Raw genomic sequence first — 22750 nt, forward strand, 5'->3', positions numbered from 1 at the left:
GTGGGCATAAAAAAGCCCCGGCGGATGCCAGGGCTGTTTGAATTCGTTTCGTGACGCTACAGCGTGACACGCTCGCCTTTGAGTAGGCAGCCAACGCACAACAGAACCTTTGTCCCGCCAGTTGGCTTGCCGTTCTTCATCAGTACGCCGATCTTGGTCTCGATCACTTCCCTGCCGCCGCAGCGATGGCACTGAATCATCGCTTCAGGCTTTGGCATCGCCCGCACACGACGACGCACTTGCTCGACCGGGGTATCCGGTGGAGTGGTGCCGTCGATCACGTGGAAGCGCGGTTTATCGGTCATGCTGCGATCTTAGCAAATGCTGCTGCGTCGCGCGCACGCATCTGGTCGAGCGTCATCCATTCACCGGTCGGCGTGTAGAAGTCCTCCAGATCCAACTTGCCATCCTTAAGCAACTGAGCGCGCACCGGGCCGAGCACCTCGATCTTGCGGGCGTCCGACTGGCGGTTGAGCCATTCGCTGTAGGTGGTGTTCGCCGGGACTTGGCCGTCCATGCTGGCGCGCTGGGCCGGGGTCATCTCGTCCAGCTTCATGCCGAGTTCACGCCACGACTTGGTCACTGCCGCCGAGGTCGACCGGCAGCACCAGTGGATCTTGCCCGGCCCTTGCAGCCAAGGCACCTTGTGACCGATCGGCTTATGCGTATTGACGGTGTACTGAAGCTGGTCGCGTATACGGCACATCGGCGAGGTCTTGTTGTCGAGCGTGGACACCCAGCGCTCGGCCTTCAGGATCTCTTCGTTGGCCTTGTTGAATTCATCCCGTGCAGTCGCCGCGGTATGGCTGACAGCCGTCCTGACGACCGCCGCAAGGTCTTTGCGTGGCCGCTCAAGGAACCCGTCAGCGTATCCAGTAGCCCGAGAGCCACGAATGCTGCGAACAATCTGGTCGGTCGTCTTGCCTTCGAGGTAGCCGGTGCGGATGGCGTTGCGGACCTTGATCATCCGGTCGGCGGCGATCTCCTCGCCCCAGTTGCGCAAAAGGCGACCCTGGAACGGCCTGGAGAGCGCCGCAGCATAGGCCTGCTCGGCGCTGACACTGGCAATCGGAAAGCGGACCAGCACCGGCTCGGGAATGGCCTTCTCGAACAGCGCCTGCTGCCAACTCACCTCGTAGCCTGCCAGTTCCTTCAGGTCATCCTGTAGCGCTTGGGCGACAGATGCATAGGCCTGAGTGTTGATCAGCCGGACCTGATCCAGCAGCAACTCCAGGCGCTCGACGGTGAAGGACTCAGCCGGCAACCGCTCCAGTGCAGCAGCCAGCGCCGCCGAAAGGTCAGCATCCGACCGATTCAGCAGCGCAATGATCCGCCGGACCACGCCAATCTTGTACTTTTCGAGGCTGACCGCGTGCGCGATCTGCTCGTCTTCGAGGACCTGGTTGACGGTTGGCATTTAGAGCACTCCGAGGCCCGGCCCCTGCGTTGCGATCTTGGCTTTCTCTTCGTCCCACTTGATGTCGCTCGACACCACGTTGCGGCGCTGCATCTCGGAGAACAGGGTCTCATCGGATAGCCGGCCTTGCGATGCCATGTTGAGCAGCAGAGGCAGAGTCGTTTCCGGGGCGAAGTCGATATCAAAGTTACCCTGCACCTGGACGTGACCGCCTTCCGGCAGGCCGCTCAGTTCGGCGAAGTGCTGGAGGATCTGATCCAGAGCATCCTCAAGCCCGCTCGCCATGGTCTGAAGCGGACTCAACTCCTGAGCGGCCTCATCCTCGGCCTGCGTGGCAGTCTTGACGGCCTGCTTGTCCTTCTGGAGCAGCTTGGCACCGGCGACACGCATCTGGTCTTCAAGATCGGCCAGCGAGGTGCGCCCGGCTTCGATCGAGGCGCCGGTGTGCTCGACCCACTCCATTTTGCCGTTGGTTGGCAGCTTGGTGGCGGATGCGGTGCCGACCTTCAACTCCCAGGTGTCATCGTCGATACCCGAGATCGCCAGCATCGGCACTCGGGCAACGTGCAGGATGTTGTCCTGGTCGCTTTGAGACTGCCAGTGCTTGGCATTGAGGTAGGCCAGCTCCAACAGCGGAGGCTTGGCGGTCATGAAGCCTGTGCGGTCGGTGTAGAGGGTCGTCAGCGGGATATGGTCGAGAGAGGTTGCGCCCTCGTCGTACAGCACCCACGTCTTCTTGCTCTCGACTTCCTGCTCGCGGAAGGTCATCCATGCGCCAGGGATCAGCACGCGGATCTGCGGAATGCACTTGATGCCGAACAGGCCATCTTCCTCTTCGACCGACTCCATGTAGCGGAACTGGGTCAGGACGTGTTCGCCGCCATTGTTGCTGACCCGCCACCCCAGCACCTGCTGAGGGCGGATCATGATGGCGTAGGGGCGAGCCTTGGCGGCCTGAGCGTCGGCCAGGGTGACCAGCTGCTCAGTGTCGCCGCTCGGCTTGATGTTCGGGTAGTCGGCCAGCGCATGGCACAGGCCGTGCGACAGCGCCTGGGTGAAGAACGACTTCGCCCAGACCTGCAGGTTGTTGCCTTGGCGGTCGAAGTCCTCGGCCAGGTCCTGAAGCACTGGCGGAACGTCATCGCCCAGTACGATAGGTTCAGCGAAGACGCGCCCGGTGTTGTTCTTCACCGTCTCGCGGTAGGCCGGGAACAGAGTCGAGAGGTTCAGGCGCTTCGTGTAGTCGCTGCCCTCCTCCTTCGGCCACTTCGGCAGCAGCGCTTCACCAGCCTCGCGCATCGCCCGGGTACCGCCCATCAAAGGATCGACGATGGCCCAGTCTTCGCGCATGGCGTCCACTGCCGGCAGCGTTTTGCTTGGGTCGTCAGACATAGTCAGATTCTCAGAGGTGCGGTGGATGCGGTGCGTACACGCTTGGTCTTCGCGACGGCGAAGTATCTGAAGGCGTCGGAGCCGTGAGAGGTGCGGTCATGGAGAGGCTTGTCCTTCCAGCAGCCGCGGTTCTCGTCCCACTCCTTGCGGTAGTTCTCCAGGTGGCCGATGCCTTCTTCGCACTTGGACTCATCGAACACGCAGAGCGGCAGGATCTCCCGCGCGGCCTCGATACCAGTATCAACTGCTGTCTTGGGTACGACCTGGAACCGAATGGAGTACTTCTCGCCATCGATCACATAGCCCTCTTTGGCGATGTCCTTGCGACTCTTGGCATCGCTGCCGAACTCCCGGTTCTCGATGTCGTGCGGCCCCCAGTGCTCGGAGTAGGTGTAACCCTTGTCCTTGAGCACCTTCATGTAATGCCGCAGGCCTTCGCCGGAGTTCTCGTAATAGTCGATGACATGGTATTCGGTGCCGACCTGACGCACGAACCAGATGGCCGTGGAGTCGCCGACGCCAATGTCCCAGAAGGTCATCACAGGCAAATGGCTGTTGTCCGGCACAACCCCTATGCGCTTGTTGGCATAGAGCTTGGCGAACTGCTTGGCGTAGTAGGCGCCTTCGACCGACTGCTGGAACGCTTCCGCCGGGACCGACGGGTATTCCCTCTTCATGTCGTCGCCGAGAGATTTCTCCTTGGCGGCGTACCAGGCTCGCTGGCCGTCGTTGGTGACGATGCCGTGCTTGGCTGCCAACTCATTGAAGTAGTCGGTCAGGCGCTGCGGGATGACCACGCCAGTCGGGTCAAGCCGGTAGTCTTTGTTCTTCCACCAGCTGAAGAAGAAGAATTTCCAGTCCAGTAGGCCTAGGGGCACACCGGACATCTGTTGCTTTTCGGCGCTCTGGCTGTATTCGAAGAAGTAGCCCGCCCGCCCCTCTGCCGTCGACTCGATGGTGACGAAGCAGTCGGTGGCCACAGCCTCGAAGGCGCCAGTGACGATCTCGCGGGCCTTATGCGGGAACTTGGCGCAGATCTTCCCGAACTCGGACACATGCAGGTAACGCAGCGTGCCGCCTCGGAAGGACGTGGAAACGTAGATCGAGCCGCCCTTGCTGAACACCAGCTCGCCCGACGCATCGTTGCGTGCAGGGTTGGCCTTGCGGATCTCGACCGGCAGGTTGTCGTAGGCGTACTTCACCTTCTCCCGGAACAGGCGCTTGGCGTCGTTCAGGGTGTGGGCAATCAGCGCGCACTTGGCCGACTCGAACAGAGCGGCGTCCAGTTGGATGATGCAGCACTCAGTGGTGAAGCCGAGCTGGCGAGCCTTCAGGATGATGTTGCGGGTATGCAACCCATCGAAGTACTCGACCTGCTCGTCCGTCATCCGGAAGCGGACCTTCTTGCCCTGCTTATCCGTGATGAAGTAGAGATTGTTCAGCCTCCAACGTTTATCCCGGAGCAGCGCTATGTGCTCGGGCTTCATGTCAGGCTTCCTTCGATAGGTCATCCATCAGTTTGGATAGTTCGTCCGAGTCTCCGGGCTGCTCTTTGTCGTCCAGGCCGAATGCCTGACGCTCAAGGACCTGCAAGTTCTTCATGGCCGACGACAACTGAAACAGCGTCTTGGCGTTGCTCGGCAGGCTGACAGCGGAAAGCATGGTTGCCCGCCGCATGCCGTTGCTATCTTCCTTGGTCTCTTCGTCGATCGAGTCTTCGATCTCTTCCCGCTTGCTGATGGTCGTCAGCAAATCATCCATCAGCAGGTTCGCAAGGTTCGTGGCCTTGCGAATGTCACGGCGATGACTGCGAACAACCCTGGCGCCTTCCTCGGCAGCCTCCTCGACGATCTCGGCATCTCGCTCAGGGTTCGCACATTGCTCTTCGCGAACCTCGCCGCGAACCAACTTGTTGCGAACCTCTTTACGGACCTGCTCGGAAAGGTCTCTTGCCCATCCAGAGGCCTTGGCCTTCTTGCGGATCGCGGTGTCGCTGATGCCATTCCGGTCAGCGATGGTTCTGATGGAAAGCGCACCAGCCCGGTAGGCTCGTTCAATCGCCTCCCAGTCGGGTTGCTTTGCCGCCATGTTGAATTCCTTCTACTGCTGAGCCTTTGCGGCGCTTTCATTCGATGTCTACAACTTCGATATGGCCCCACACTGGGTGGATGTCAGCGTGCTCGCCATCAGTTGACTTGATTGGGTCGTCATACACGACAGCAATGCCTGCGCTGGCATCGGCGTAGATGACGAATCTGGTCCGCTCGCCATCAATGAACACAAGGCGTCTGCCCCTGCCATCGTTAGCCCAGTGGACATGACTTCCTGACCGGTCACTCATGCCTCCACCTTCACGGTGAGCGTTCTGATCTTGCCGCCAGTGCTGGTGTCACGCTTGGCTGCCATCTCGACTGCTTGGTAGGCGGTTGCGCCCATGTCGAAGGCGGTATAAGCGTGATCCGAGCCGCTGCCGATTGCATATGGCCTGTCAAGCACGCATGGTGCTTTCCACATCTTGCCTTGGGCATACCCGATCAACGTCAGGTCGCCGTCATGCAGAACAAGGGCGCTCGCCTCACATTCGCCGACAATCTCTTCGCCAAACCAAGCGCCAATCAGTTCGTTGATCTCGCCTGTCGCGCCAGTGCCGAAGAAAGTCGCCCCGTCACGTTCGTGCATCTTGTCGAAGTCGTCGTAAACGATGGTCCCACCTCGCGAGACTCGGCCGTCATAGGCGATGATTCCGTCCTTGTAAGCGATGGTCGTCATTGGCTGGCCTCATCGGTTGGTTCGATCTCGCGATACCGGGTCGCCTTCCGGCCTTGGGCCTCGAGCTTGTCGGTGTCGACTTCAAGGTCTGCCATATAGGCGAAGGTGTTGACCGCCACCACGTATAGGCGAAACCACCATGGGTGATAGGCCAGCAGGAAGACTTTCCGGGCCATATCGTCACCCATGGATGTAGAGAGTGGCGCCCGCACGAAGCCAGGCACCCTTTGGTTTAACAGGTAATTTGAATCGGCTGCCTGAAGAGAGGGTCGCGCTGCGCATCACGACAGGCCTTCCCGATAGCGTCGGCAATATCCCGCGGGTTTGATGCTGGCGGGAAATTGATACTCGGCTTGATCTGGAACTCAGGCGTGACCTTCACGAACACCGTCTTCAAGTGCTCGGTGATCGACTTCCACTGCTCAGGCGTTGGCTGTTGTCCAGCCGTCAACTCGGTGTAACCCTGGAGCCAATAGGCGAACTGTTCTGGAGTCATGATTTGTCGTCCGACGGCCGGTCAAGGTTATTCAGGCATTGTTCGCAGTGCAGGTATCGGCACAGCCAGCCCCTGACGACCGGCCAGTGGTTGGCGACGAACCAGTGTCTCAGTCCAGCCAATGCAAGCGCTCCGTGAAAGGTGACGCCTGCAGTACTCGGGGTGACAAACACCGTCTCGGCCCGGGTGACGATCGCAAAGCCGGTCAACATGATCGTTGCGTAGATGATCTTACCCACGATCCCATCATGGACTCGTGCGCTCAACATGCACCACATGGCCCACAGGCTGATGACGCCAATGAACAGAGTGCTCAACGTTTGAAGATTCATGGATTAACCCCCTCCGAACTTCGAGCGGAACAGCGCCCAAAGGTCAGCGGCTTTAATGGCACGGTTGACGGCGGTCATGAGCGACCCGCCGAAGGCTCCCAAGAGAAAGCCAACACCGGCCACATTGCTGGGGTCCGTAATGCTGAGGTAGGTGCTGACGATCCCAGTCAGGTACAGGGCGCAAGCAACACCGGTGATCAGGAAGACCACCCAGGCTTTCCAATCGGTCAGATCGTCTTTGTGCCACCAGCTTGCAACGATGGCGCCAAAGAAGCCGGCGATGATCCACTCGGCCTTGTCGAGCATGCGATGAAAGAATTCCATGCGCTCGACCTCTCAGTTGCATGTGTGAAATAAAAAAGGCCGTCAGGTGGCGGCCAAAACCGCTGGGGAGCGGTGGATTGGGAAATAAAAAGTCCAGCTGGTTTATGGCTGGGCTTGCCGGGATATTTGAGCATCGTTGAGAGGCTTGCCGGACTTGAATAGGGCCGCATGTGCGGGCATTCGGCGTTGGTTGATTCTTATGCGGCCGGGGTGATGTCGACGTAATAGGCCTTCCCCTGCTCCAGCTTGTCAGCAACATGGGTGGCCATGGTCAGATTGAACTCACCAAATGGCGTGGCCTTGCCGAAGACGGCGTTCTCATCACCTGGATTTCCGGTGTCAGGCGAGTACACGGCACCAAAGCGAACCTTGGAAAGAGGATTGCTCTCGTTGGTGAACTCGTGGGGCCAGATACCATGGCAGATCAGTTTGCAGCGAATGCGTATAGTCATGGGTTGCCTCTGCAGTTATGGAGGCAGGGCTGGTCTATCAGTCTTGCACCTGCGCAAACGAAAAAGCCCCGCACAGTGGCGAGGCTTTGTAGTGTCAATCCCTAACGCGCAAGATCGACAGGATGGGTAAATATTACGAAGCGGCGAAATGAAATGCAAGCACTTTCTATGCCATTTCGCTATGCAGCCTCCTCACCCAATACTCCGGCCTGCTCGAGGATGATTTGCGCCTCCACCAGCGCATCGTCTACAAGGCTCTCCAATGCCTTCTTGATGGCCTTGTTCCAGAGTTGATAGGTGCGCTCGGTCATGCCTTGGTTGTCCCAGGTGTTCATGTCGTAGTTCGAATCGGCGAGGACTATCGCGCCATCCCGCTGACAGGTTCCGCGCTTGGCCGCTGATGCGTTCGCGCGCTCGACGGCGGCCTTTGCTGCCTCTACCCGCCACGCTGGTATGTCTTCGTCGAACTCAGGCGCCTTGATCTTCACAGGCTCCCGGCGGACACCTTTGATCTGCGGTATGGCCCACGCAGTCACAGCCTTGCGGGTGAACAGGGCCGGCGCTGGACTGGTCACGATTGCCACCAGTCGCCCAGTCGCTTCGATCTTGCGGCCATTGTGCGTGCTGAACTTCGCGGTCAGGGCAAACCAGTGGCGCTGACTCAGGACCTGGTGCAGCAGCTTGTGGACGATGCAGTCCTGAAGCAGCGCAGCCTCCTTCCCGACAATCTCCCCCTTCTGTTTGGCGCACTGGACCTTAGGTTCAAAGTCACATCCACCTGCCGAGTTGATGGTCTCGGCGGCCAGAGCGCGTACGACTGCGGACACGACGTTTCTGTAGGTCATCAGTTCAATCTCCCCAAGAGTGCGAAAAAGAGGCCCTTATCAGTCCCGCTTTTAACGATCAGCTTCATGCTGCCCCCGCCTTCAACATGTCCGAGTTGATCGTCAGGCGCCCTACCTCGCCGTATGCCTTGTGGTAGGTGATGACCTTGGCGTCACGCCCACTGATCCACCCTCCACGGCTTGCATATGCGTCGGGCGCGGCCAGGGTGCGGTGCTGCTCGACGATCATCAGGTTGTTTTCCTTGACGTCGACGTGGTGCAGGTGGCCCAGGTGCGCGTAGCTGTGCTGGGTGCGACCGAAGACGTCACGGAACTTGGCCACGAACACATCAGAAACGTTCGCCGGCTTCTTCTTGTGTCCATGGTGGAAGAACAGACTGGTCTGGCCATGCTCGACGCAGTAGTACGGATCAGGGCTGCGGTCGACGGTAATGCGTGGCTCGTTCTCGTAGATGGCTGAGAACCATTCGCGCAGCCAGATGGAGCTGGCGGTGTCGTGGTTGCCCTCGGCCATCAGGACATGAACTCGCTGGTGCTTGGTGAGCAGCATGTCGACGACGCGGCGGGTTACACGGATCGCCACACGCACCAGTTTCTGGAACCTGGTGTCAGCGTCGAGCAGGTGCTTGCTGGCTGGTGTCACGGCGTCGAGTCCGTCCCAGTGCAGGTAGTCCCCGAGCTGCGCGAACACGCCGATCTCCGCATCTGGCGCCATGTGGATTGCCGTAGCGAACCATGCGACCAGTTGTTGCTCAGCGATGTTCAGGTCGTAGTCTGCGCCGGTTTCCTCGTGCCAGGACAGAAGTCCGAGGTGGTAGTCGGTTACGACGTAGCAGTTCAGGAGGTCGGTATTGCATGCAGCGGGCGCCGGTGCGAACACCATGCGGGGCAGGTCTTCGCCCATCGCCTCGATGGCAGCCTGCATCAACTCCTTTTGCCGTTCATGATCAATTGAGCTTTTCACCCACTGAAGCACTGGTGCCTTAACGCCCTCTTTGTACAAACTCGACGTGCCCTTCAGGTGGAACCCATCCGGCACGATGTGGGTCATGTCGTGCTCGGGGCTCCAGCCCTTGCGGACCATACGCGCCTTGCGTTTCTGCAGGCTGCGGACATTGAGCCCAAGGTGTTCAGCAGCCTTCGCTACGCCCATGGTCTTGAGCGCTTCGATGATCTGCTCGTCCGTGACTTTGCGCTCGGCCATTACTGAGCCCCTTCGATGGTGTAGTGCTGCGGGCTCTTGTCGGCGTGAGCTTCCTTAAGGCGTGCCACGTGAGGCGTGAGGCTATTGATCAGTGCACGGTAGCCGCCGGGATGCATACGGTCGTCGTTGAGCTTGCCGGCGGCCTGGGCGTCGACAATGATCGCCAGGCAGGCCAGCGCATGGGCCAGGTGTGGCAACCCGCTATCTGGATCAGCCTCCTCCCCTTCAAACCACGCGTTAAGGTGCCGATTGGCGGCATCGAAGTAGATCGACGCCCGAACACCCACGGCGCGGAAGTTCGACCTGCCATACTTCAGCATCCCGTCGAGCAGACCCAGGCTTCCCAGTGCGCTGGCGGTGACTGGCCACAGGTGCAGAGGCAGCTTTCCACTTCCGATCAGATCCTTTGGATTGGACGGTTTGATCTCGCTCATGCTGCCACCTCTTCATCTGCGTAAATGACACCCATACCCAAGCGCTGAGCAATCATGACTTCGAGTTGCGCGCCCTTGGACTGCTCCCAGCCAGGCAGGAGGTAGATCGAACCGCACAAGCCGATGCGAGTCAGGTCGTAGGCCAAGTAGTCAGCCCATTCCGCGCCTTCAACTAGACCGTGGTCGGCAGGGTTCTCGACGATGTAGCCCTTCGAGCGCAGCATCTCGGCCGCCCGGTTGAACGCCGGGAAGTTGAAATCCACGATCCCGGTCATTGGGCCAGCGACATAGATACGGTTCGCGCGCTCATGCCGCAATGTGACGCCTTGCTTTGGCTGGCTCATGCTGCTTTCCCTTGGGTCGATTCAAAATGGTCGTTGCATGCGGCCTTTGCCTTTTCCAGATCCTTGCCAGAGTGCAGGATCTTCCCCGCCGGCGTGCGGGCGACGTAGGCCGCACCGAATTCCAGCTTGTACTTGCTGAGCAGGTAGCCTTCGTCGCTGGACATGCAGTGCCTACTGATGGGTTTCCAGTTCATGGCCGATCCTCCGGGCTATTCAGGGCCTCAATCATCCGTTCCATGTCGAAGTTGACTTGGTCTTCCTTGCGAATCCGCCACCAGGTCATGAAATGGCCTTCCAGGAAGAACCAAACGATGCAGATCAGGGTGCAGACGGCAAAGGTAATGGCGAGCCAGTTCATGAGCGCACACCCCGCGCAATCCGGTCCCGGCGCATCAGCCGGCGAATCCCCTCAATGCAGCCGCCGCCGATCACCAGCATCCCGGCAAGGTAGAAATGGATCAGGTTCTCGCTTACGAAAGTGATCATGCGGCCGTCCTCTTGAGTTCACGGGTCTTGGCACGGTATTCGGCGGTGATGGCTTTCAGGTCTTCGATGGTGTAGCGCTTGGCTTCGTGTGGACCTTCCAGCCAATCCACCTTATCGGCGCCGATCCGCTTCACCAGCTCGATGCGGTAGTTCACGATGTCGCCGGACTTGTGCGTGTTGCAGGGCGAACATTGGCGGTGGCAGTTCAGGGGCTCGAAGCGCAGCGCGGGGTTGCTCCCGACGGTGCGGTAATGCCCGGCATCGTATTTGCCCTGGTGGTGCCGGCCGCAGCTGATGCATGGCAGCTTTGCGTCACGCTCGCGCACCCAGGCGTTGAATGCGGTCTGGGCCTCACGCATGTACTGCCCTTTGGGCTTGATGCGCTCCTTAGCGGCTTGCAGTTCCTTGCGCCCTACATCGGCGAGAGCCTTGCGCGCTTTGTCCTGATTCTTCGGTGCATCGAGGATCGCGCAGGCCGGGCTGCACACTGCTTGGCCAAGGCGCGACGGGACGAATGAGGCCCTGCACGTTTCGACACGACATTTCTTCGGGCGCGGTTGCTTGGCTGGGAGAGTCATGCGGCCTCCTTGCTCAGCAGGTCGCCGAAGAACACGCCTTTCTCTGTGAAGTCGGCCACGATGCGATCGGTGTAAGCGATGCCCTGGGCGCGGTTGAACAGGCTGGTCACCGGGAAACCGTCAGGGCCGAAAAGCTTGCAGTCGCCCATCATGGCCAGCTTCTCTTCGTACGGCAGATGGCGCATGACCCGGTACCAGGCCTCCTGAAACTCCGGGTCATCGTTCAGCAGGATCTGCACACCGAAGTGGAGCTTGCAGTGCTTGCGCGCATCCGAGGCGTCACCGATCTGCGTCATCTCGGCGATGCGCTTGTAGAAGGCAAACCACAGTGCGTTTTGGTCGAGGGTGCGGTCCTTGCCCGGGCGCAGCGACACCACCACAAACTTCTTCTCGCGGAACATGGCGGTGAGCATGCCGATGGCTTCGGTGAGCTTGCTGGAGCTGTTGACGCTGATCTTGTCAGTCATGGCTGCGCCCTCCGAATGCCGGCAGTTTTCACCCAGCGACGGACGTACAGCTCGCAGCCGCTCGTCAAGCAGACGCCATTGGCCATGCCGAGATGTGTTTTCGGCGTGTCACAGCCGCAATGGCATTTCGGTTTTCGCCCTGCCCGCTTGGGCCGCAACTCCATGTACCGGACATGTTCAGCAAGCCCACCAATCTGAGCCCAGCCAGCGGTACCGCCGCGCATAGCAGCAGAGCGTGCTGCTTGAGAAAGATCGTTCAAGTCAACCACGGCGCACCCCCTTCGCTTTCAGTTCTGCCCGGTCACCACATTCCGTGCAGAGCTTCACGCCACGTACCGCAGCCCGACGCAACTCAGGAATGTCCTCGCCACACTCTTCGCATTCTTTGGCGCTGATGCCGGTGTAACGGGGGATCTGGGCGATGGACCGATTGAGGGACTCTTCGATTACGTCGTCAGCGAGATCACATACGTCTGCCATTAGATTTTCTCCTTGGCAGCGCGGCGCGCATCGTGGAAGGCCAGAACCTCTTGCATGCCGTTGTCGACCGCGACGATTTCCCGGTCGAAGTAGGCCTGAGCAAGCGTTTCGTTTTCAGGTGGAAGCTCTCCAGGGCCAACCAGCGAGTTGTAAATCCACATCATGGCGCCCTCTGCGCCCAGTCCATGCTCTTCCTCGATGACCGCCGCGCGCATGGCGAGGATGTAGCGGCCGAACAGCAGGTCCAGTTCCTTGATGCGCATACGGGCGACTTCGTTTTCGTCCTTCAGCTTGTCGCGCTCACCGATCAGGGCCAGCACAGCGGCAGGGTTTGCGGCGGCGATGAACTCCCCGGCAGCAACCTGCTCACTCTGAAAAGGCTCACCCATTCCGGCCTCTGGATGCCCATAATTAATTTCAGCAAAGGCCACCTTGCTATCGTCGATGCGGCGCTGTGACGTAACAAACCTGTTGTCAGCCTCAAAGCCTTCGCCGTCGACCAATTGCCATTCGGCTCCGTGGAGAGCTTCGGCCAATAGTTTCAATTCGCTGTAGTCGGTCATTGGGAATGCTCCTGATTCTTGTTCTTGCCGAATTTCGCGAGCAGCAGAGCGCGGGCGGACTTGCCGTCGGCCGGGATGCCTTGCTGAATGATTCGGGCTTGGGTTTGTTGGTCGGCCAGTTCGTTGGCCAATTCGAAGGCGGTCTTCTGGCTGTCGTGTCCGATGCCGGTGAGGATTTTGCCGTCCAGCGGTTGGCCTTCCTGGGCGCGGCGGATGACGATCGCGTAAGCCCGGTCGAACCGTGTCCGAAGCGATTTATCTTCCTGCTTGGCGGCGCGCAGATCGAAGATCCCGGTCTCGTTGGCAGCGATGTGAACGCCCTCATGGCTGTAGGTGCCGATCAGGGCTTCCATCCATGCGTCAGCCGGGGACGGCATGCCGAAGTCCTCAGCGCTTGGCGTGCACATCGCGATGAACTCACCCACACTCGGCGCGAACGGCTTGCTGAGCTTGCGGCACTTCTGAACCCCGAACTCGATCTGCTCCAGGGTGCGAATGCCGACGGCGGCGAATTCCTTGATCCATTCGGCCTTGGCGGCGTCCAGCGCCTCAGTGGACGGCCAGGCCTGCCGCCATGCAGGAAAGATCCCACGCAGGCGACGGAACAGATCGTTCACGACCTCGGCTGTCTGCGGGGTCACTGGCAGCGACTGGGTATCACTGGCGGCTGGCAAGTTGCCCATGGTTGCCATGAGCTGGTTGACTGGCTTCATGTCGTCACCACAAGGCCTTCAGCCCACGCACTGCTGTCGAAGTCCGGCTCGTTGGGCTGGCGGCGACTGGGGAATGGATGGACGTTGCTGGTGACCTTGTCAGGGAATATCCCGGTCCAGCCGTTGGATATCGATGTGGACAAAACTTGGTCGGGGCAGCTGTGCCCAATAAGGGCCTTAGCCTGTTGCTCACAGCTCTTGGCGGTCAGCGGCTTACGGATTTCCTTGCGGTGCTGGCACCAGTCGGCCCAGGCCTTGTCGGACACGTTGTCAGGCTTTGCCGTCAAAGGGTCGAACTTCCCCGCCTTCACCGGAGCGCCAGCGACAGGCTTTTGATCTTGCTCTTCTCTTCTCTTCTCTTCTCTGGTCACGCTTTTGTCCGCATCACTTGCGGACACATTGCGGACACCGCCGGATTCACGGGAGTTGCGCTTCCTTTCAGAGTCATTTGCGCGGCGTTTTGCACTCTTTCCGTTGTGCTCGTCGAAGCGCGGCATGATCAAGCAGTGGTCGTCAGTTATGCAGGTCCACTCGACGTCAACCATGGCCTGGGTGAAGCCTGGCCAGCCAATTACCGCATCCATGGCGTCGATGGTGTAGCCGTGCAGTACGCCATCATCGGAATGGGTATCAAATATGCTCCAGGCGACATGTAGTCCGCCGATTACCCGCAATCTGTCCGCCTGCAATGCGGACACCATGCGGAAAACTTTCGGATGGGTTTGCAGGTCTACGCGCATTTTTATCCAGTCCCCGGCCATGTCATTTCCCCTCTTGAACAAGAGCGAGAAGTGGCTTGTGCATCCGATAATCTGTTGGCATAATCGGCTCCAGAGTGTTTTGCATAGCAACGAAAGAAACCGGGATTGCGCCCCGGTTTTTTTTCGTCTTCGATTTGGTGTCTGGTCTAGTCATGGGTCTCATCAGTCCCTCGCCTGCCCTTTTGAGGGCCTCTTGAGTCCACGTTAGGGTCTCGTTTCACTACTGGAAGAAGCCGAATCTTTCGGGCTCCTTTTGGCCTGGACTTTTCAATGAGCGATTCTTTACCGAGCGCCGCCGCGTATTCCTCTGGCGTTATTCCTTCCTGTTTTGCCAGCCGCTCAAGCTTTTCGTAAAGATCCCCATCAATGCCATGGCATATCGTGGTTTCAGGCACAAAGGCCTCCTTTAGGGCCTTCAGGCCGATGTGCGATGAGAGGTAACATCCCGTTCAACGATGCTTTCCAGCTTCTCTTCGACGCACATTCGTACGAACACGGCGAGTTGCAATTTGTGGAGCCTGGCGAGCGCTTTCAGCGCCTCGTATGTCTCATCGTCATAGCGAGACTTTATTTCTCGGTCCTTGGTGTGACGGGGGTTGTCATAGGACATAGGTTTGAATCCTTACGGTGGGTAATGGTTACGCAGCGGTTGATTGATTGATGCCAGTGACGAGCTCTCGGGCGGTGATCGCTCCGCACGTCAGATCCTCCGCAAGGAATGCCTTATCGGCACTGATGCGATGAGTTCCTGTAACCCAGTACGAGACTGTTGGCTGAGAAACCCCGAGGGCTAGAGCTGTCTTGGTCTGTCCGTCGAAGTAGTCAACGAGTCGTTCGATAGGGGTCATACGAGATCCCTCCTGATAAGCCTGCTTATATCCTAGGCATAAGCAGGTTTATTTGCAAGCTGATAAGGGGGCTTATAACGTCGTGTACATGAATACTCTTGCCAACCGAATCAAACTTGCCCGCAAAGGCGCGCGCCTGACTCAGAGGAAGCTTGCTGAGCTGGTGGGCGTTGAGCAGCCCGTCATTTCCCAGCTTGAAACGGGAAAGAACCTTCAGAGCGCTCACATCGCAAAAATCGCCCATGTCTGTTCGGTAAACGCCATGTGGCTTTCCGAAGGCATCGGCGAGATGAAAGGAAGGCTCACGCACATCGAATCCAACGCGGACCTTCTTGGGGATATGGATACTTGGGAGGAAGGCGATTCCCTAGGTGACGACGAGTTCGAAATACCGTACTTTGCAGAAGTCGAATTTGCCGGTGGTCAAGGTATGACTGAAGTCGTTGAAATTGCGGACAGGAAGCTCAGATTCAGCGCTGCGACATTGAAGGCTGCTGGTGTAGATGCAAAAAGTGCTGCGTGTGCCAGGGTTAAAGGCCGCAGCATGGAGCGTCTCATCCTGGATGGCGCGGCCATTGGCTTCGACCTGGACGACACCTCTATTATTGATGGTGAGATCTATGCCTTTAACCACACCGGCATGCTTCGGGTGAAGTACCTTCACCGTCTGCCGGCTGGCGGCGTCAGAATCCGTAGCGAGAACTCTGAAGATTTCCCCGATGAAATCATGACTGCCGAGCAGTTCGCCGACGAGGTCAGAATGCTTGGTCGCGTCTTCTGGTGGTCGACCGTTAGGCGCTCTCCCCGCCGCAAATAAACACCCCGACACCCCATAGATCCCGCCTTCTGCGGGATTTTTTTCGTCCCCTTAAAAAAATATAAGCAATCTTATTGACCGATCAGATAAGCAGGCTTATATTCATTTCAACGCCACAGAACACCGAGGCGCCAGGGCCTGAAAAGACCCGATGCAGCAACTGCCCGGCGACTCCATACGCAGGCACCCCGAAAGGGACCGCTCTTTAACAATTCAAGATCCTCGCAGATCGATCCCAGGCAACTGGCACAGCGCGAGCAATAAATTCGATCTCCATGCCAGCTCTGGAACTGGCCGTGCTCACCAGATGTGAGTACGCGAAACCACGCAAGCCAGCCGGAAGAGCATCGATCACGAAATGTGTGACGCCGGCCAGAGATATGAATCGGGCGATGCGCGTGGTGGAGATGAAACACCCACAGATTTCTGATGCCGCTTCGATGAGGCGGCATTGGAAATCAACGGAGGAACCCGAAATGCTCAACATCAACGAAGACGATCTGAAAACCGCAATCGTAGCCAAGGTATCTGATGAGCTGCTGCGCGACGGCGATGACCTTTCCGGCATGGTTGCAGCGGAACTGAAGAAGCGCATCGACAAGATTTTCAACGAGCGAGTGACTGCGCAGATTGAAACAGCAATCAACGAAACCATTAATGGCTCGTTCGAGCGCGAGTATCGCCGCATCAACACTTGGGGCGAGCAGGAAGGCCCTTCCACGACTATCCGCAAAGAGCTGGAAAAAACTGTGAATGCCTACTGGTCAGCGAAGGTTGAGCCGCGCACAGGCAAGCCAGCGTCGAGCGATTACAACACGGTCACTCGCGCCGAATACCTGATGACGCAGATTTGTGCAGAGGATTTTTCTGCCGGTTTAAAGCAGAACATTCAAAACGTTGCCGGTGCACTAAAAGACGGTCTGCGCAATCAGCTTGCTCAGCAAATGGACAACATGCTGAACGGCCTTTTCCAGATCAAAAGCCTGCAAGACCAGGGCAAAGTTGAGAAGCCGTACTGAACCATCCTCCTGCGCATTCACCGAGTGCGCAGCGGGATGGCGAAAGCCAACGAGAAAAGAGAGATGCGACCCTGGAATCTTTTCAAATAAGTCTGGATCGCCGCGTAAAACCCCGAACGCGTCATGAAGGGGTGACAGAGCCCGATAGGTGGGTGAATGGCGTAATGGCCTTGCATGCCGGTCCGACCTCCTTCGGACACAGAATCACTGCACGACAGCCTGTCGTTAACTGCCCGATCCTCTCTATGAGAGCGCATCGGGGTGTGATCTGGAATGCCTGCAAATTTACGGCGCAGGCGCACAGCCAAAATACGAGGGATAACGACCTCGGGAAGACAGTTTGTCCACGCCCGGCGGCAAGCGATTGCGAAGGCGTGGCAGGGAGGCACACCTGTTGGTGTCAGCCGGGGATTGCCGTCCGGATAGATCACACCCCGATGCGGAAGAGTCCACACCGCGCAACGCGGCCACCTGCATCAACACCACTGACGAAACACCCGGTCACTGCCTCCAGTAGAGAGCGGCCGGATATCAGATGGCTTCCTGCTGTTTCAGGCTGGCCATCTGGCTTTACGACTGCCTCTCAAACCCCGGGAGGCATTCGAAAGCCACACAGAGGAGCAAGACGAAATGTTTGCCCTGTTCATGCTTTACCTCATGACCACCGAAACCAAGCCGGCCAAATTCAAACCGGTTTACCACCAAATTTGCGACTACTGAGGAGCAATACAGCCATGGCTGAGAAATCCCGAATCAGCTTCACCCGGAACGTCCTGTTGCCATGGCTGGTGAGAATGCTGGCCGGCCCCAAACGCTATCCGACCGAAGCCGAGCAAGAACAACTCAACACTCAAGCATCCAGCGCTATCTGAGCGCCGACCAGACAAGGAGCACAGAACATGATGACTCATATCACTTGCGGCGAATCGACGATCAGCAGCCCCGACAAGGCGCTGGTGCTGATGTTTGCGAACATGGTTCTTGGCGGCGAACAAGCCAAGGCGCCGGCGGCGAACAGCGATGTTCCGGCGATCGGCACTTACTGGGCGGGCCAGGGCGGTATCTATGCAGGCATTCGGCAGGGTGAGGACGGCGAGCTTTACCACCTGATCTTCGCCGACAAGGATATTGGCGAGCATGCCTGGGGCGAGTACGGCACCGATACAGCGGCCACCAGCAAGGTCAACGGCATACTGAATACCACGACTCTGCTGGAGGCTGATGGAACATTCCCGGCAGCCGAGGCGGCTGGTAACCACTCGGCCGACGGTCACCACGACTTCTATCTGCCAAGCATTGGCGAACTGAATCACGCCTGGCAGACCATCGCCGAGCACTTCGAGAAGACCTGGTACTGGTCATCTTCGCAGCGCTCCGCCTACAACGCATTCGGCATGGACTTCGATGGTGGCGTTCAGGACTACTACGGCAAGGACTACGCCGCGCGCGTCCGCCCCGTCCGCAGATTGCCTATTTAATTCTTCATTTATTACTCTTTGCGGGTGAATCGCGGGGCTTCTCAGGTACGAGAGGCCAGACCTGATACGTGCCGGGCAGTGCCGGCCACCTGCAGCACCATCAACTGCCAGGGTGTGCCTGACAGTCCAACTCATCAGCGCGGAGGATTTGCAGCCATGTAACAGATAGCCGACTCCCCGACGCCTCATGCGCCCGGGCGTTACGTAAGGTGGCAAAGGCCGGCTTTCGAGTCGGCCTTTTTATTTGGCGATTGGAGGTGAGTGTGATGAACCCAACATGGATTGCTTTTGCCGAACGCTGGCCTGCACAGAACGCAGCGCTTGACGACCAAAGCGTGAAGACGACGCCAAGGGTGCTGGTGACCAATAACTTGGATGCCAGAGATCGTATGGGGCGTATGAGCCACGTCTGGTATGCAGCGCCAATGAAGTCGAGCGCCCCAGACGTAACTGGGCCAGTGATTGCCTTTGATGAAGGTGAGCGGAAAATTCACGGCCTTACACATTGGTTTGAAATGGACGATCTGCAATCCATCGCCGCCGAAGGTGCGAAGTCATGAAACGCACACAGATTCTACCCCGCAAGCCACGCCCCGATGTCCACGACTGCGCCAAAGGGCGGATGCATGACGCCCCTCGGAAGATCGTTACCACTATGCCGGGCGGGTATATCGCCTAACCAAACACTGGAGGTCGCCATGCACAGCTGTACCGATACCCAAGCAGTTTGCCGAGGATGTGGCCTCAAGCTGCGCGGCTCGCCATCGTGGAAAGCGGGCCTCGCCTACCACCCCGAACCGAAAGGCCAGGTGCACCGCTGCCATTACGGCGGATGGGTTTGCTCCAGGCGTTGCGACATCCGCGCCTGTGTTGAGCTCGAAGGCACCATGCCTGGCTGCGGATCGATAAATAGCTACCAGCGCCTGTCGCCGTACGCAAAAGAGAGCATCGAACGCCACTGGCCGGAGGCAGCATGAGCGGTTGGATCAAGTGCAGCGACAGGCTGCCGCCGATTCGCCAGAAGGTTCTGGCCTACCGCCTTGGCAAGAAGACCAACGACGGCCCGTTTTTCGCCATGACGTGCGGAAACGAACACAGGCCTTGGCGCTACATAGACGGCGACCGCTGCGATATCACCCCGACCCACTGGTACGAAATCCCCGTTCCGCCAATCGAATAACCCCGCCACTGGAGGCGACCATGAACGTCACGACTGAGCATGCTGTCGTCTTCCGTGGCGGTGGCCGCCGATGGTTCACCCTGCGAGCCGCGTGCCGGGCCGAGGCCAGAGCCCTGCTGAACAAACATTGCGAGTGCGACTACTGCGACCACGAGATGTGGGGGCGCGAAGAGCGGCCCTGTCGTCTTCATGACCCCGAACGATACCCACGAATCATCAAGCGCCTCACTGACGGCTACGTACGCCGCTACCGAGCGCAGACAGCGAGCACGCAGCCATGAACGCAGCATTGAAGATTTGTCAGGCTTGGCACGATGCGCAGTTGCCTCCTGAAGTCAGCGAGACGGAAGAAGAGCGGGAGTGGTTGGAGCATTCGGCTGAGCAGTTGGTGCGCGGCTGCGATGTCACCTGGAAACGGCGCCGCGGTACGCCGCAGAAGGTGACTGCCGCCCAGTACGCGACCTACCTGCAGCTCTACCTGAATGAGCGCCAGATCGACGGGCTGGACGACCGAGACTCGTTCGCCAATCTGGTCTTGAGCGTGATCTCTGGCAGCCAAAGCGAGGCTATCACTCACGCGAAGTATCTGCTCGGCAACGAACAGCCACGCCAGTGCCTGGAAGAGATCGCCGCCGAATTCCTGCGGGACTATGCGACCGATGCAGTGGCAGCCCAGCGCGAAGCAGCAGAAGACGATGTGGGAGGTGAGCTGTGAGCCCGCACATCCTGATCGACGAAGACCTCGACGAACTCAACCATGCAGGCTGCCCGGACAAGTACGAGATCCTGGTGCTGCGCAACATCACGACCTTCTACACCAGCAAAGCCATCACTGAAGAAGAATTCCACCACTACTGCAAACGGCTGAATGTCGCCACGGCGAACCGGCCAAGGAGTGCGGCATGACCATCATCGCGAGAACCCACGAAGCCCTAATCCAAGCTTTGCAATCGCGAGGCTTTTTTCTGGTCGCTGATCTGCCTCAGCGCATCAAGGTTCAGACCCGGCGCGGCATGCTGGTTGTGAGGTTAGGATGATCATCGACGACATAATGACCGACAAAATTACACTGCATGGGCTGGGCTTTGTGCAGGTCCAGCTGGAAGGCAATCAGCGCCTGCACGTCTGGCACCCTGAGTTGCCGCGCCGCACCTGCTTTGAGCACTCGGCAATTCATGACCACCGCTTCGACTTCGTGTCACGAGTCCTGGTTGGCACGCAGCGCAATATCGAGTTCCGCGTCGATGAACATCGCGGAGGCGGCCACATCCTTTATTTACATGAAGGTGCAAGAACCGCGTGCGGCGGGCGTCCTTGGGTTCCTGATGGCTACGCAGATCTTGTAGAGGTCGCCGACTTCACTGTCGGCGCAGGACTCGAATACCAGCAGCGGGCCTATCACTTCCACCGCACCGAGCCAGAAGGTGATGGCCGCGTGGCAACGATCATGCGCAAGGGTATGGAGTATTCGCGAGGTGCGCATTCAACCTGCCTCGCCGGCATAAAGCCTGACGATGAATTCGACAGGTTCCAATGGTCGCCGTCTCAACTCTGGGAAGTCGTCAGCGATGTGCTGCTCGGTCAAAAGGTGACGCCATGAAACGCCTCGCCACCCGCGTCTACACATTCCAAGAACTGATGAACCGCATCGACATGGAGTTCTGGTCTGTCCATCACCACGGGCAGGAGCAGTACACGTTCGTGCCGGTTCGGTACAAGGGGAAATAGCCATGAAAACCTTCTACTGGATCCTCGCTTTCGGCCTGACCATCCTACTCATGCAGTACAGCCTGTTCAAAGAGAACGGCGAGCCGCGGCAGATCAGCCTTCCTGTGGCGGTGTCGCGGTGACTTCGTTCCAGCGCGCAAAACGAATTTACGTCTGGCGCGGCTCAGCTGTTGTCCTCCTCGGCACCACCTTCGTCATGCTGGCCAGCTCCTACGTCAGCCAGCTCACTCAGTAATTCACCCTCGCTGGGAGGGCCTTAACTGGATGGCCCAGACGCGCAAGGCGGTAAGAGCGCGATAAGACATCACCGCCAATCAGGGCGAATAGGAGCTGGTCCTTCACCTGCAGGGCTGTCTGTGGAGACCTAGCCAAGCGGGCTAACCCAGACCGTTTGTGACCTGATATCCCCTCCCCACTCAATAGCTCGAACTCATACGCCGCCTGCATGGCGGAAGGAACTCCCCATGTCTGCGAATCAAGTTGCCGTCACCATTGACGACATCAGCGAAGCCAATGCGCCAGCCATCTACGTTAAGGACGGCCTGAAGCCATTCCTGCAAGCGGTGAAGGAGGAAGTCAGCTCCCAGGTGCCGGACCTGTCAACCGCCAAAGGCCGCGACCGCATCGCTTCGCTCGCCGCCAAGGTCAGCAAGTCGAAGGTGGCCGTCGAGAAGCCTGGCCGCGAATACCTGAAGCGCCTCAAGGAAATGCCAAGGGTCGTGGAAGCTGAACTTCGCGAGTTCGTCGACGCCATGGATGCGCTGCGCGACGAAACCCGCAAGCCGCTGACTGATTGGGAAGCTGCCGAAACTGCTCGCAAGGACAAGCATGTGGATGCGGTTCAAGCTATTCACGATTTCTGCGCGGACCTGGCCGACGTCAATGCCGCTGTCCTGCTCGAATCCATCACGTCGGTTGAAAGCGTGCGGATGGGCGAGCACTGGGAGGAATTCGAAACAGAAGCCGCCCGCGCCAAGGAATCGACGCTCGCCAAACTGCGCGCCGCCCTCGCCACTCGCCAGCAATACGAAGCTGAGCAGGCCGAACTGGTCCGTTTGCGCGCTGAGGCCGAAGCACAAGCCCAGCGTGACCGCGAGGCAGAGATTGCCCGTGCCGCCGCCGAACAAGCCCGCATCGAAGCTGAGCAACGCGCTCAGGCCGAACGCGATGCTGCTGCACGACGCGAACAGGAACTGCTCGACCAGGCTGCCGCCGCACAGCGCGCCACAGAGCAAGCCGCACGGGACGCAGCAGCAGCCGCAGAACATCAGCGCATGCAACTGGAACTGCAAGCCGAACAAGCCCGGACAGCAGCAGCGCAGGCTGAAGCCAACCGGATCGCCACCGAACAGCGTGCTGAGCAAGACCGCATCGCTGCCGAACAGCGTCAGGCCGAAGCGGTGGCGAAGGCTCAGCGGGACGAGGTTGCTCGCCAAGAGGCAGAGGCTGCTCGGGTGAAGCGCGAAGCCGAAGCCCGCGAAGCCGACCTTGAGCACAAGAAGAAGACCAATCGCGCTGCACTGGAGGCGTTTGTCGCCGGCGGCATGACCGAGGAATGCGCCAAGCAGGCCATCACCTTGATAGCCCAACGCAAGATCCCCGCAATTTCAATTCAGTATTGAG

General features: G+C 58.8%; 39 protein-coding genes. 13 read left to right on the top strand and 26 right to left on the bottom strand.

The window, feature by feature from the left end; genetic code table 11:
- Window positions 1-56: 56 nt before the first annotated feature.
- The 26 genes from PSH64_RS20585 to PSH64_RS20710 form a co-directional block, all read right to left on the bottom strand.
- The gene (locus PSH64_RS20585; RefSeq protein WP_305478457.1) at window positions 57-305 is read right to left on the bottom strand and encodes a hypothetical protein; all 249 of its coding nucleotides are present in this window, start codon (window positions 303-305) and stop codon (window positions 57-59) included.
- A complete protein-coding gene (locus tag PSH64_RS20590) occupies window positions 302-1417 on the bottom strand; it encodes a hypothetical protein (RefSeq protein WP_305478458.1) in 1116 nt (371 codons plus the stop codon). The genes PSH64_RS20585 and PSH64_RS20590 overlap by 4 nt, the downstream gene beginning before the upstream one ends.
- On the bottom strand, window positions 1418-2809 hold the full coding sequence (locus PSH64_RS20595; RefSeq protein WP_305478459.1) for a DUF4055 domain-containing protein: 1392 nt from the start codon (window positions 2807-2809) through the stop codon (window positions 1418-1420).
- A gap of 2 nt (window positions 2810-2811) precedes the next feature.
- The gene (locus tag PSH64_RS20600; RefSeq protein WP_305478460.1) at window positions 2812-4296 is read right to left on the bottom strand and encodes a terminase; all 1485 of its coding nucleotides are present in this window, start codon (window positions 4294-4296) and stop codon (window positions 2812-2814) included.
- A gap of 1 nt (window position 4297) precedes the next feature.
- Window positions 4298-4897 (bottom strand): hypothetical protein, encoded by a 600-nt coding sequence (locus PSH64_RS20605; RefSeq protein ID WP_305478461.1) that lies wholly within the window; start codon window positions 4895-4897, stop codon window positions 4298-4300.
- A 249-nt stretch (window positions 4898-5146) separates the two neighbouring features.
- Window positions 5147-5578: a proteasome subunit beta gene (locus PSH64_RS20610; protein ID WP_305478463.1), complete on the bottom strand. Its 432-nt coding sequence runs from the start codon at window positions 5576-5578 to the stop codon at window positions 5147-5149.
- The gene (locus PSH64_RS20615; RefSeq protein WP_305478464.1) at window positions 5575-5754 is read right to left on the bottom strand and encodes a hypothetical protein; all 180 of its coding nucleotides are present in this window, start codon (window positions 5752-5754) and stop codon (window positions 5575-5577) included. Before PSH64_RS20615 ends, PSH64_RS20610 begins: the two co-directional genes overlap by 4 nt.
- 56 nt (window positions 5755-5810) lie before the next feature.
- Window positions 5811-6074, bottom strand: coding sequence for a hypothetical protein (locus tag PSH64_RS20620; RefSeq protein WP_305478465.1), 264 nt, complete (start codon window positions 6072-6074; stop codon window positions 5811-5813).
- Complete coding sequence (locus PSH64_RS20625; protein WP_305478466.1) at window positions 6071-6406, bottom strand: hypothetical protein; 336 nt, start codon at window positions 6404-6406, stop codon at window positions 6071-6073. Before PSH64_RS20625 ends, PSH64_RS20620 begins: the two co-directional genes overlap by 4 nt.
- Window positions 6407-6409: 3 nt before the next feature.
- Entirely contained in the window at window positions 6410-6730 is a 321-nt protein-coding gene (locus tag PSH64_RS20630) for an MFS transporter (protein ID WP_305478467.1), read from the bottom strand.
- 197 nt (window positions 6731-6927) lie between these two features.
- On the bottom strand, window positions 6928-7182 hold the full coding sequence (locus PSH64_RS20635) for a hypothetical protein (RefSeq protein ID WP_305478468.1): 255 nt from the start codon (window positions 7180-7182) through the stop codon (window positions 6928-6930).
- A 179-nt stretch (window positions 7183-7361) separates the two neighbouring features.
- Window positions 7362-8027: a hypothetical protein gene (locus tag PSH64_RS20640; protein ID WP_305478469.1), complete on the bottom strand. Its 666-nt coding sequence runs from the start codon at window positions 8025-8027 to the stop codon at window positions 7362-7364.
- A gap of 64 nt (window positions 8028-8091) precedes the next feature.
- Window positions 8092-9231 carry a winged helix-turn-helix domain-containing protein gene (locus PSH64_RS20645; RefSeq protein WP_305478470.1) on the bottom strand — a complete coding sequence of 380 codons (1140 nt, stop codon included), beginning with the start codon at window positions 9229-9231 and terminating at the stop codon, window positions 8092-8094.
- Entirely contained in the window at window positions 9231-9665 is a 435-nt protein-coding gene (locus PSH64_RS20650; RefSeq protein ID WP_305478471.1) for a dATP/dGTP diphosphohydrolase domain-containing protein, read from the bottom strand. Before PSH64_RS20650 ends, PSH64_RS20645 begins: the two co-directional genes overlap by 1 nt.
- Window positions 9662-10009: a DUF4406 domain-containing protein gene (locus tag PSH64_RS20655; protein WP_305478472.1), complete on the bottom strand. Its 348-nt coding sequence runs from the start codon at window positions 10007-10009 to the stop codon at window positions 9662-9664. The genes PSH64_RS20650 and PSH64_RS20655 overlap by 4 nt, the downstream gene beginning before the upstream one ends.
- The gene (locus PSH64_RS20660; RefSeq protein WP_305478473.1) at window positions 10006-10203 is read right to left on the bottom strand and encodes a hypothetical protein; all 198 of its coding nucleotides are present in this window, start codon (window positions 10201-10203) and stop codon (window positions 10006-10008) included. Before PSH64_RS20660 ends, PSH64_RS20655 begins: the two co-directional genes overlap by 4 nt.
- Window positions 10200-10367: a hypothetical protein gene (locus PSH64_RS20665; RefSeq protein ID WP_305478474.1), complete on the bottom strand. Its 168-nt coding sequence runs from the start codon at window positions 10365-10367 to the stop codon at window positions 10200-10202. Before PSH64_RS20665 ends, PSH64_RS20660 begins: the two co-directional genes overlap by 4 nt.
- Window positions 10364-10495: a hypothetical protein gene (locus PSH64_RS20670; protein ID WP_305478475.1), complete on the bottom strand. Its 132-nt coding sequence runs from the start codon at window positions 10493-10495 to the stop codon at window positions 10364-10366. The genes PSH64_RS20665 and PSH64_RS20670 overlap by 4 nt, the downstream gene beginning before the upstream one ends.
- The gene (locus PSH64_RS20675) at window positions 10492-11073 is read right to left on the bottom strand and encodes a recombination protein NinG (protein ID WP_305478476.1); all 582 of its coding nucleotides are present in this window, start codon (window positions 11071-11073) and stop codon (window positions 10492-10494) included. The genes PSH64_RS20670 and PSH64_RS20675 overlap by 4 nt, the downstream gene beginning before the upstream one ends.
- Window positions 11070-11540 (bottom strand): hypothetical protein, encoded by a 471-nt coding sequence (locus PSH64_RS20680; RefSeq protein ID WP_305478477.1) that lies wholly within the window; start codon window positions 11538-11540, stop codon window positions 11070-11072. Before PSH64_RS20680 ends, PSH64_RS20675 begins: the two co-directional genes overlap by 4 nt.
- A gap of 261 nt (window positions 11541-11801) precedes the next feature.
- The gene (locus tag PSH64_RS20685; RefSeq protein WP_305478478.1) at window positions 11802-12020 is read right to left on the bottom strand and encodes a TraR/DksA C4-type zinc finger protein; all 219 of its coding nucleotides are present in this window, start codon (window positions 12018-12020) and stop codon (window positions 11802-11804) included.
- Window positions 12020-12583, bottom strand: coding sequence for a hypothetical protein (locus PSH64_RS20690; RefSeq protein ID WP_305478479.1), 564 nt, complete (start codon window positions 12581-12583; stop codon window positions 12020-12022). Before PSH64_RS20690 ends, PSH64_RS20685 begins: the two co-directional genes overlap by 1 nt.
- Window positions 12580-13296, bottom strand: coding sequence for a replication protein P (locus PSH64_RS20695; protein WP_305478480.1), 717 nt, complete (start codon window positions 13294-13296; stop codon window positions 12580-12582). The genes PSH64_RS20690 and PSH64_RS20695 overlap by 4 nt, the downstream gene beginning before the upstream one ends.
- Window positions 13293-14057, bottom strand: coding sequence for a Pyocin large subunit-like protein (locus PSH64_RS20700; protein ID WP_305478481.1), 765 nt, complete (start codon window positions 14055-14057; stop codon window positions 13293-13295). The genes PSH64_RS20695 and PSH64_RS20700 overlap by 4 nt, the downstream gene beginning before the upstream one ends.
- A 415-nt stretch (window positions 14058-14472) precedes the next feature.
- A complete protein-coding gene (locus PSH64_RS20705; protein WP_305409667.1) occupies window positions 14473-14667 on the bottom strand; it encodes a hypothetical protein in 195 nt (64 codons plus the stop codon).
- Between the two features lie 28 nt (window positions 14668-14695).
- Window positions 14696-14905, bottom strand: a complete 210-nt coding sequence (locus PSH64_RS20710; protein WP_305478483.1) for a Cro/CI family transcriptional regulator — start codon at window positions 14903-14905, stop codon at window positions 14696-14698.
- An 88-nt stretch (window positions 14906-14993) separates the two neighbouring features.
- Here PSH64_RS20710 and PSH64_RS20715 point away from each other — a divergent pair, with 88 nt between their 5' ends.
- The 13 genes from PSH64_RS20715 (at window position 14994) to PSH64_RS20775 (ending at window position 22749) form a co-directional block, all read left to right on the top strand.
- Window positions 14994-15722 carry a S24 family peptidase gene (locus PSH64_RS20715; protein ID WP_305478484.1) on the top strand — a complete coding sequence of 243 codons (729 nt, stop codon included), beginning with the start codon at window positions 14994-14996 and terminating at the stop codon, window positions 15720-15722.
- 275 nt (window positions 15723-15997) lie between these two features.
- On the top strand, window positions 15998-16741 hold the full coding sequence (locus PSH64_RS20720; RefSeq protein ID WP_305478485.1) for a hypothetical protein: 744 nt from the start codon (window positions 15998-16000) through the stop codon (window positions 16739-16741).
- Window positions 16742-17475: 734 nt separating this feature from the next.
- Window positions 17476-17613: a hypothetical protein gene (locus PSH64_RS20725; RefSeq protein WP_305409672.1), complete on the top strand. Its 138-nt coding sequence runs from the start codon at window positions 17476-17478 to the stop codon at window positions 17611-17613.
- Between the two features lie 27 nt (window positions 17614-17640).
- On the top strand, window positions 17641-18219 hold the full coding sequence (locus tag PSH64_RS20730; protein WP_305478486.1) for a DUF1566 domain-containing protein: 579 nt from the start codon (window positions 17641-17643) through the stop codon (window positions 18217-18219).
- Between the two features lie 266 nt (window positions 18220-18485).
- Window positions 18486-18779, top strand: coding sequence for a hypothetical protein (locus tag PSH64_RS20735; protein ID WP_305478487.1), 294 nt, complete (start codon window positions 18486-18488; stop codon window positions 18777-18779).
- Window positions 18780-18917: 138 nt separating this feature from the next.
- Window positions 18918-19196 carry a hypothetical protein gene (locus tag PSH64_RS20740; RefSeq protein ID WP_305478488.1) on the top strand — a complete coding sequence of 93 codons (279 nt, stop codon included), beginning with the start codon at window positions 18918-18920 and terminating at the stop codon, window positions 19194-19196.
- Complete coding sequence (locus PSH64_RS20745) at window positions 19193-19399, top strand: DUF551 domain-containing protein (protein ID WP_305478489.1); 207 nt, start codon at window positions 19193-19195, stop codon at window positions 19397-19399. Before PSH64_RS20740 ends, PSH64_RS20745 begins: the two co-directional genes overlap by 4 nt.
- Before the next feature lie 277 nt (window positions 19400-19676).
- Window positions 19677-20114: a hypothetical protein gene (locus PSH64_RS20750; protein ID WP_305478490.1), complete on the top strand. Its 438-nt coding sequence runs from the start codon at window positions 19677-19679 to the stop codon at window positions 20112-20114.
- The gene (locus PSH64_RS20755; protein ID WP_305478492.1) at window positions 20111-20305 is read left to right on the top strand and encodes a hypothetical protein; all 195 of its coding nucleotides are present in this window, start codon (window positions 20111-20113) and stop codon (window positions 20303-20305) included. The genes PSH64_RS20750 and PSH64_RS20755 overlap by 4 nt, the downstream gene beginning before the upstream one ends.
- On the top strand, window positions 20302-20436 hold the full coding sequence (locus PSH64_RS20760) for a hypothetical protein (protein WP_305478493.1): 135 nt from the start codon (window positions 20302-20304) through the stop codon (window positions 20434-20436). The genes PSH64_RS20755 and PSH64_RS20760 overlap by 4 nt, the downstream gene beginning before the upstream one ends.
- Window positions 20433-20999, top strand: a complete 567-nt coding sequence (locus PSH64_RS20765) for a hypothetical protein (RefSeq protein WP_305478494.1) — start codon at window positions 20433-20435, stop codon at window positions 20997-20999. The genes PSH64_RS20760 and PSH64_RS20765 overlap by 4 nt, the downstream gene beginning before the upstream one ends.
- Window positions 20996-21127 (top strand): hypothetical protein, encoded by a 132-nt coding sequence (locus tag PSH64_RS20770; protein ID WP_305478495.1) that lies wholly within the window; start codon window positions 20996-20998, stop codon window positions 21125-21127. The genes PSH64_RS20765 and PSH64_RS20770 overlap by 4 nt, the downstream gene beginning before the upstream one ends.
- A 464-nt stretch (window positions 21128-21591) precedes the next feature.
- Window positions 21592-22749: a hypothetical protein gene (locus PSH64_RS20775; protein ID WP_305478496.1), complete on the top strand. Its 1158-nt coding sequence runs from the start codon at window positions 21592-21594 to the stop codon at window positions 22747-22749.
- Window position 22750: the final 1 nt, after the last annotated feature.

It is taken from the genome of Pseudomonas sp. FP1742 (assembly GCF_030687145.1).
Classification (GTDB): domain Bacteria; phylum Pseudomonadota; class Gammaproteobacteria; order Pseudomonadales; family Pseudomonadaceae; genus Aquipseudomonas; species Aquipseudomonas frederiksbergensis_D.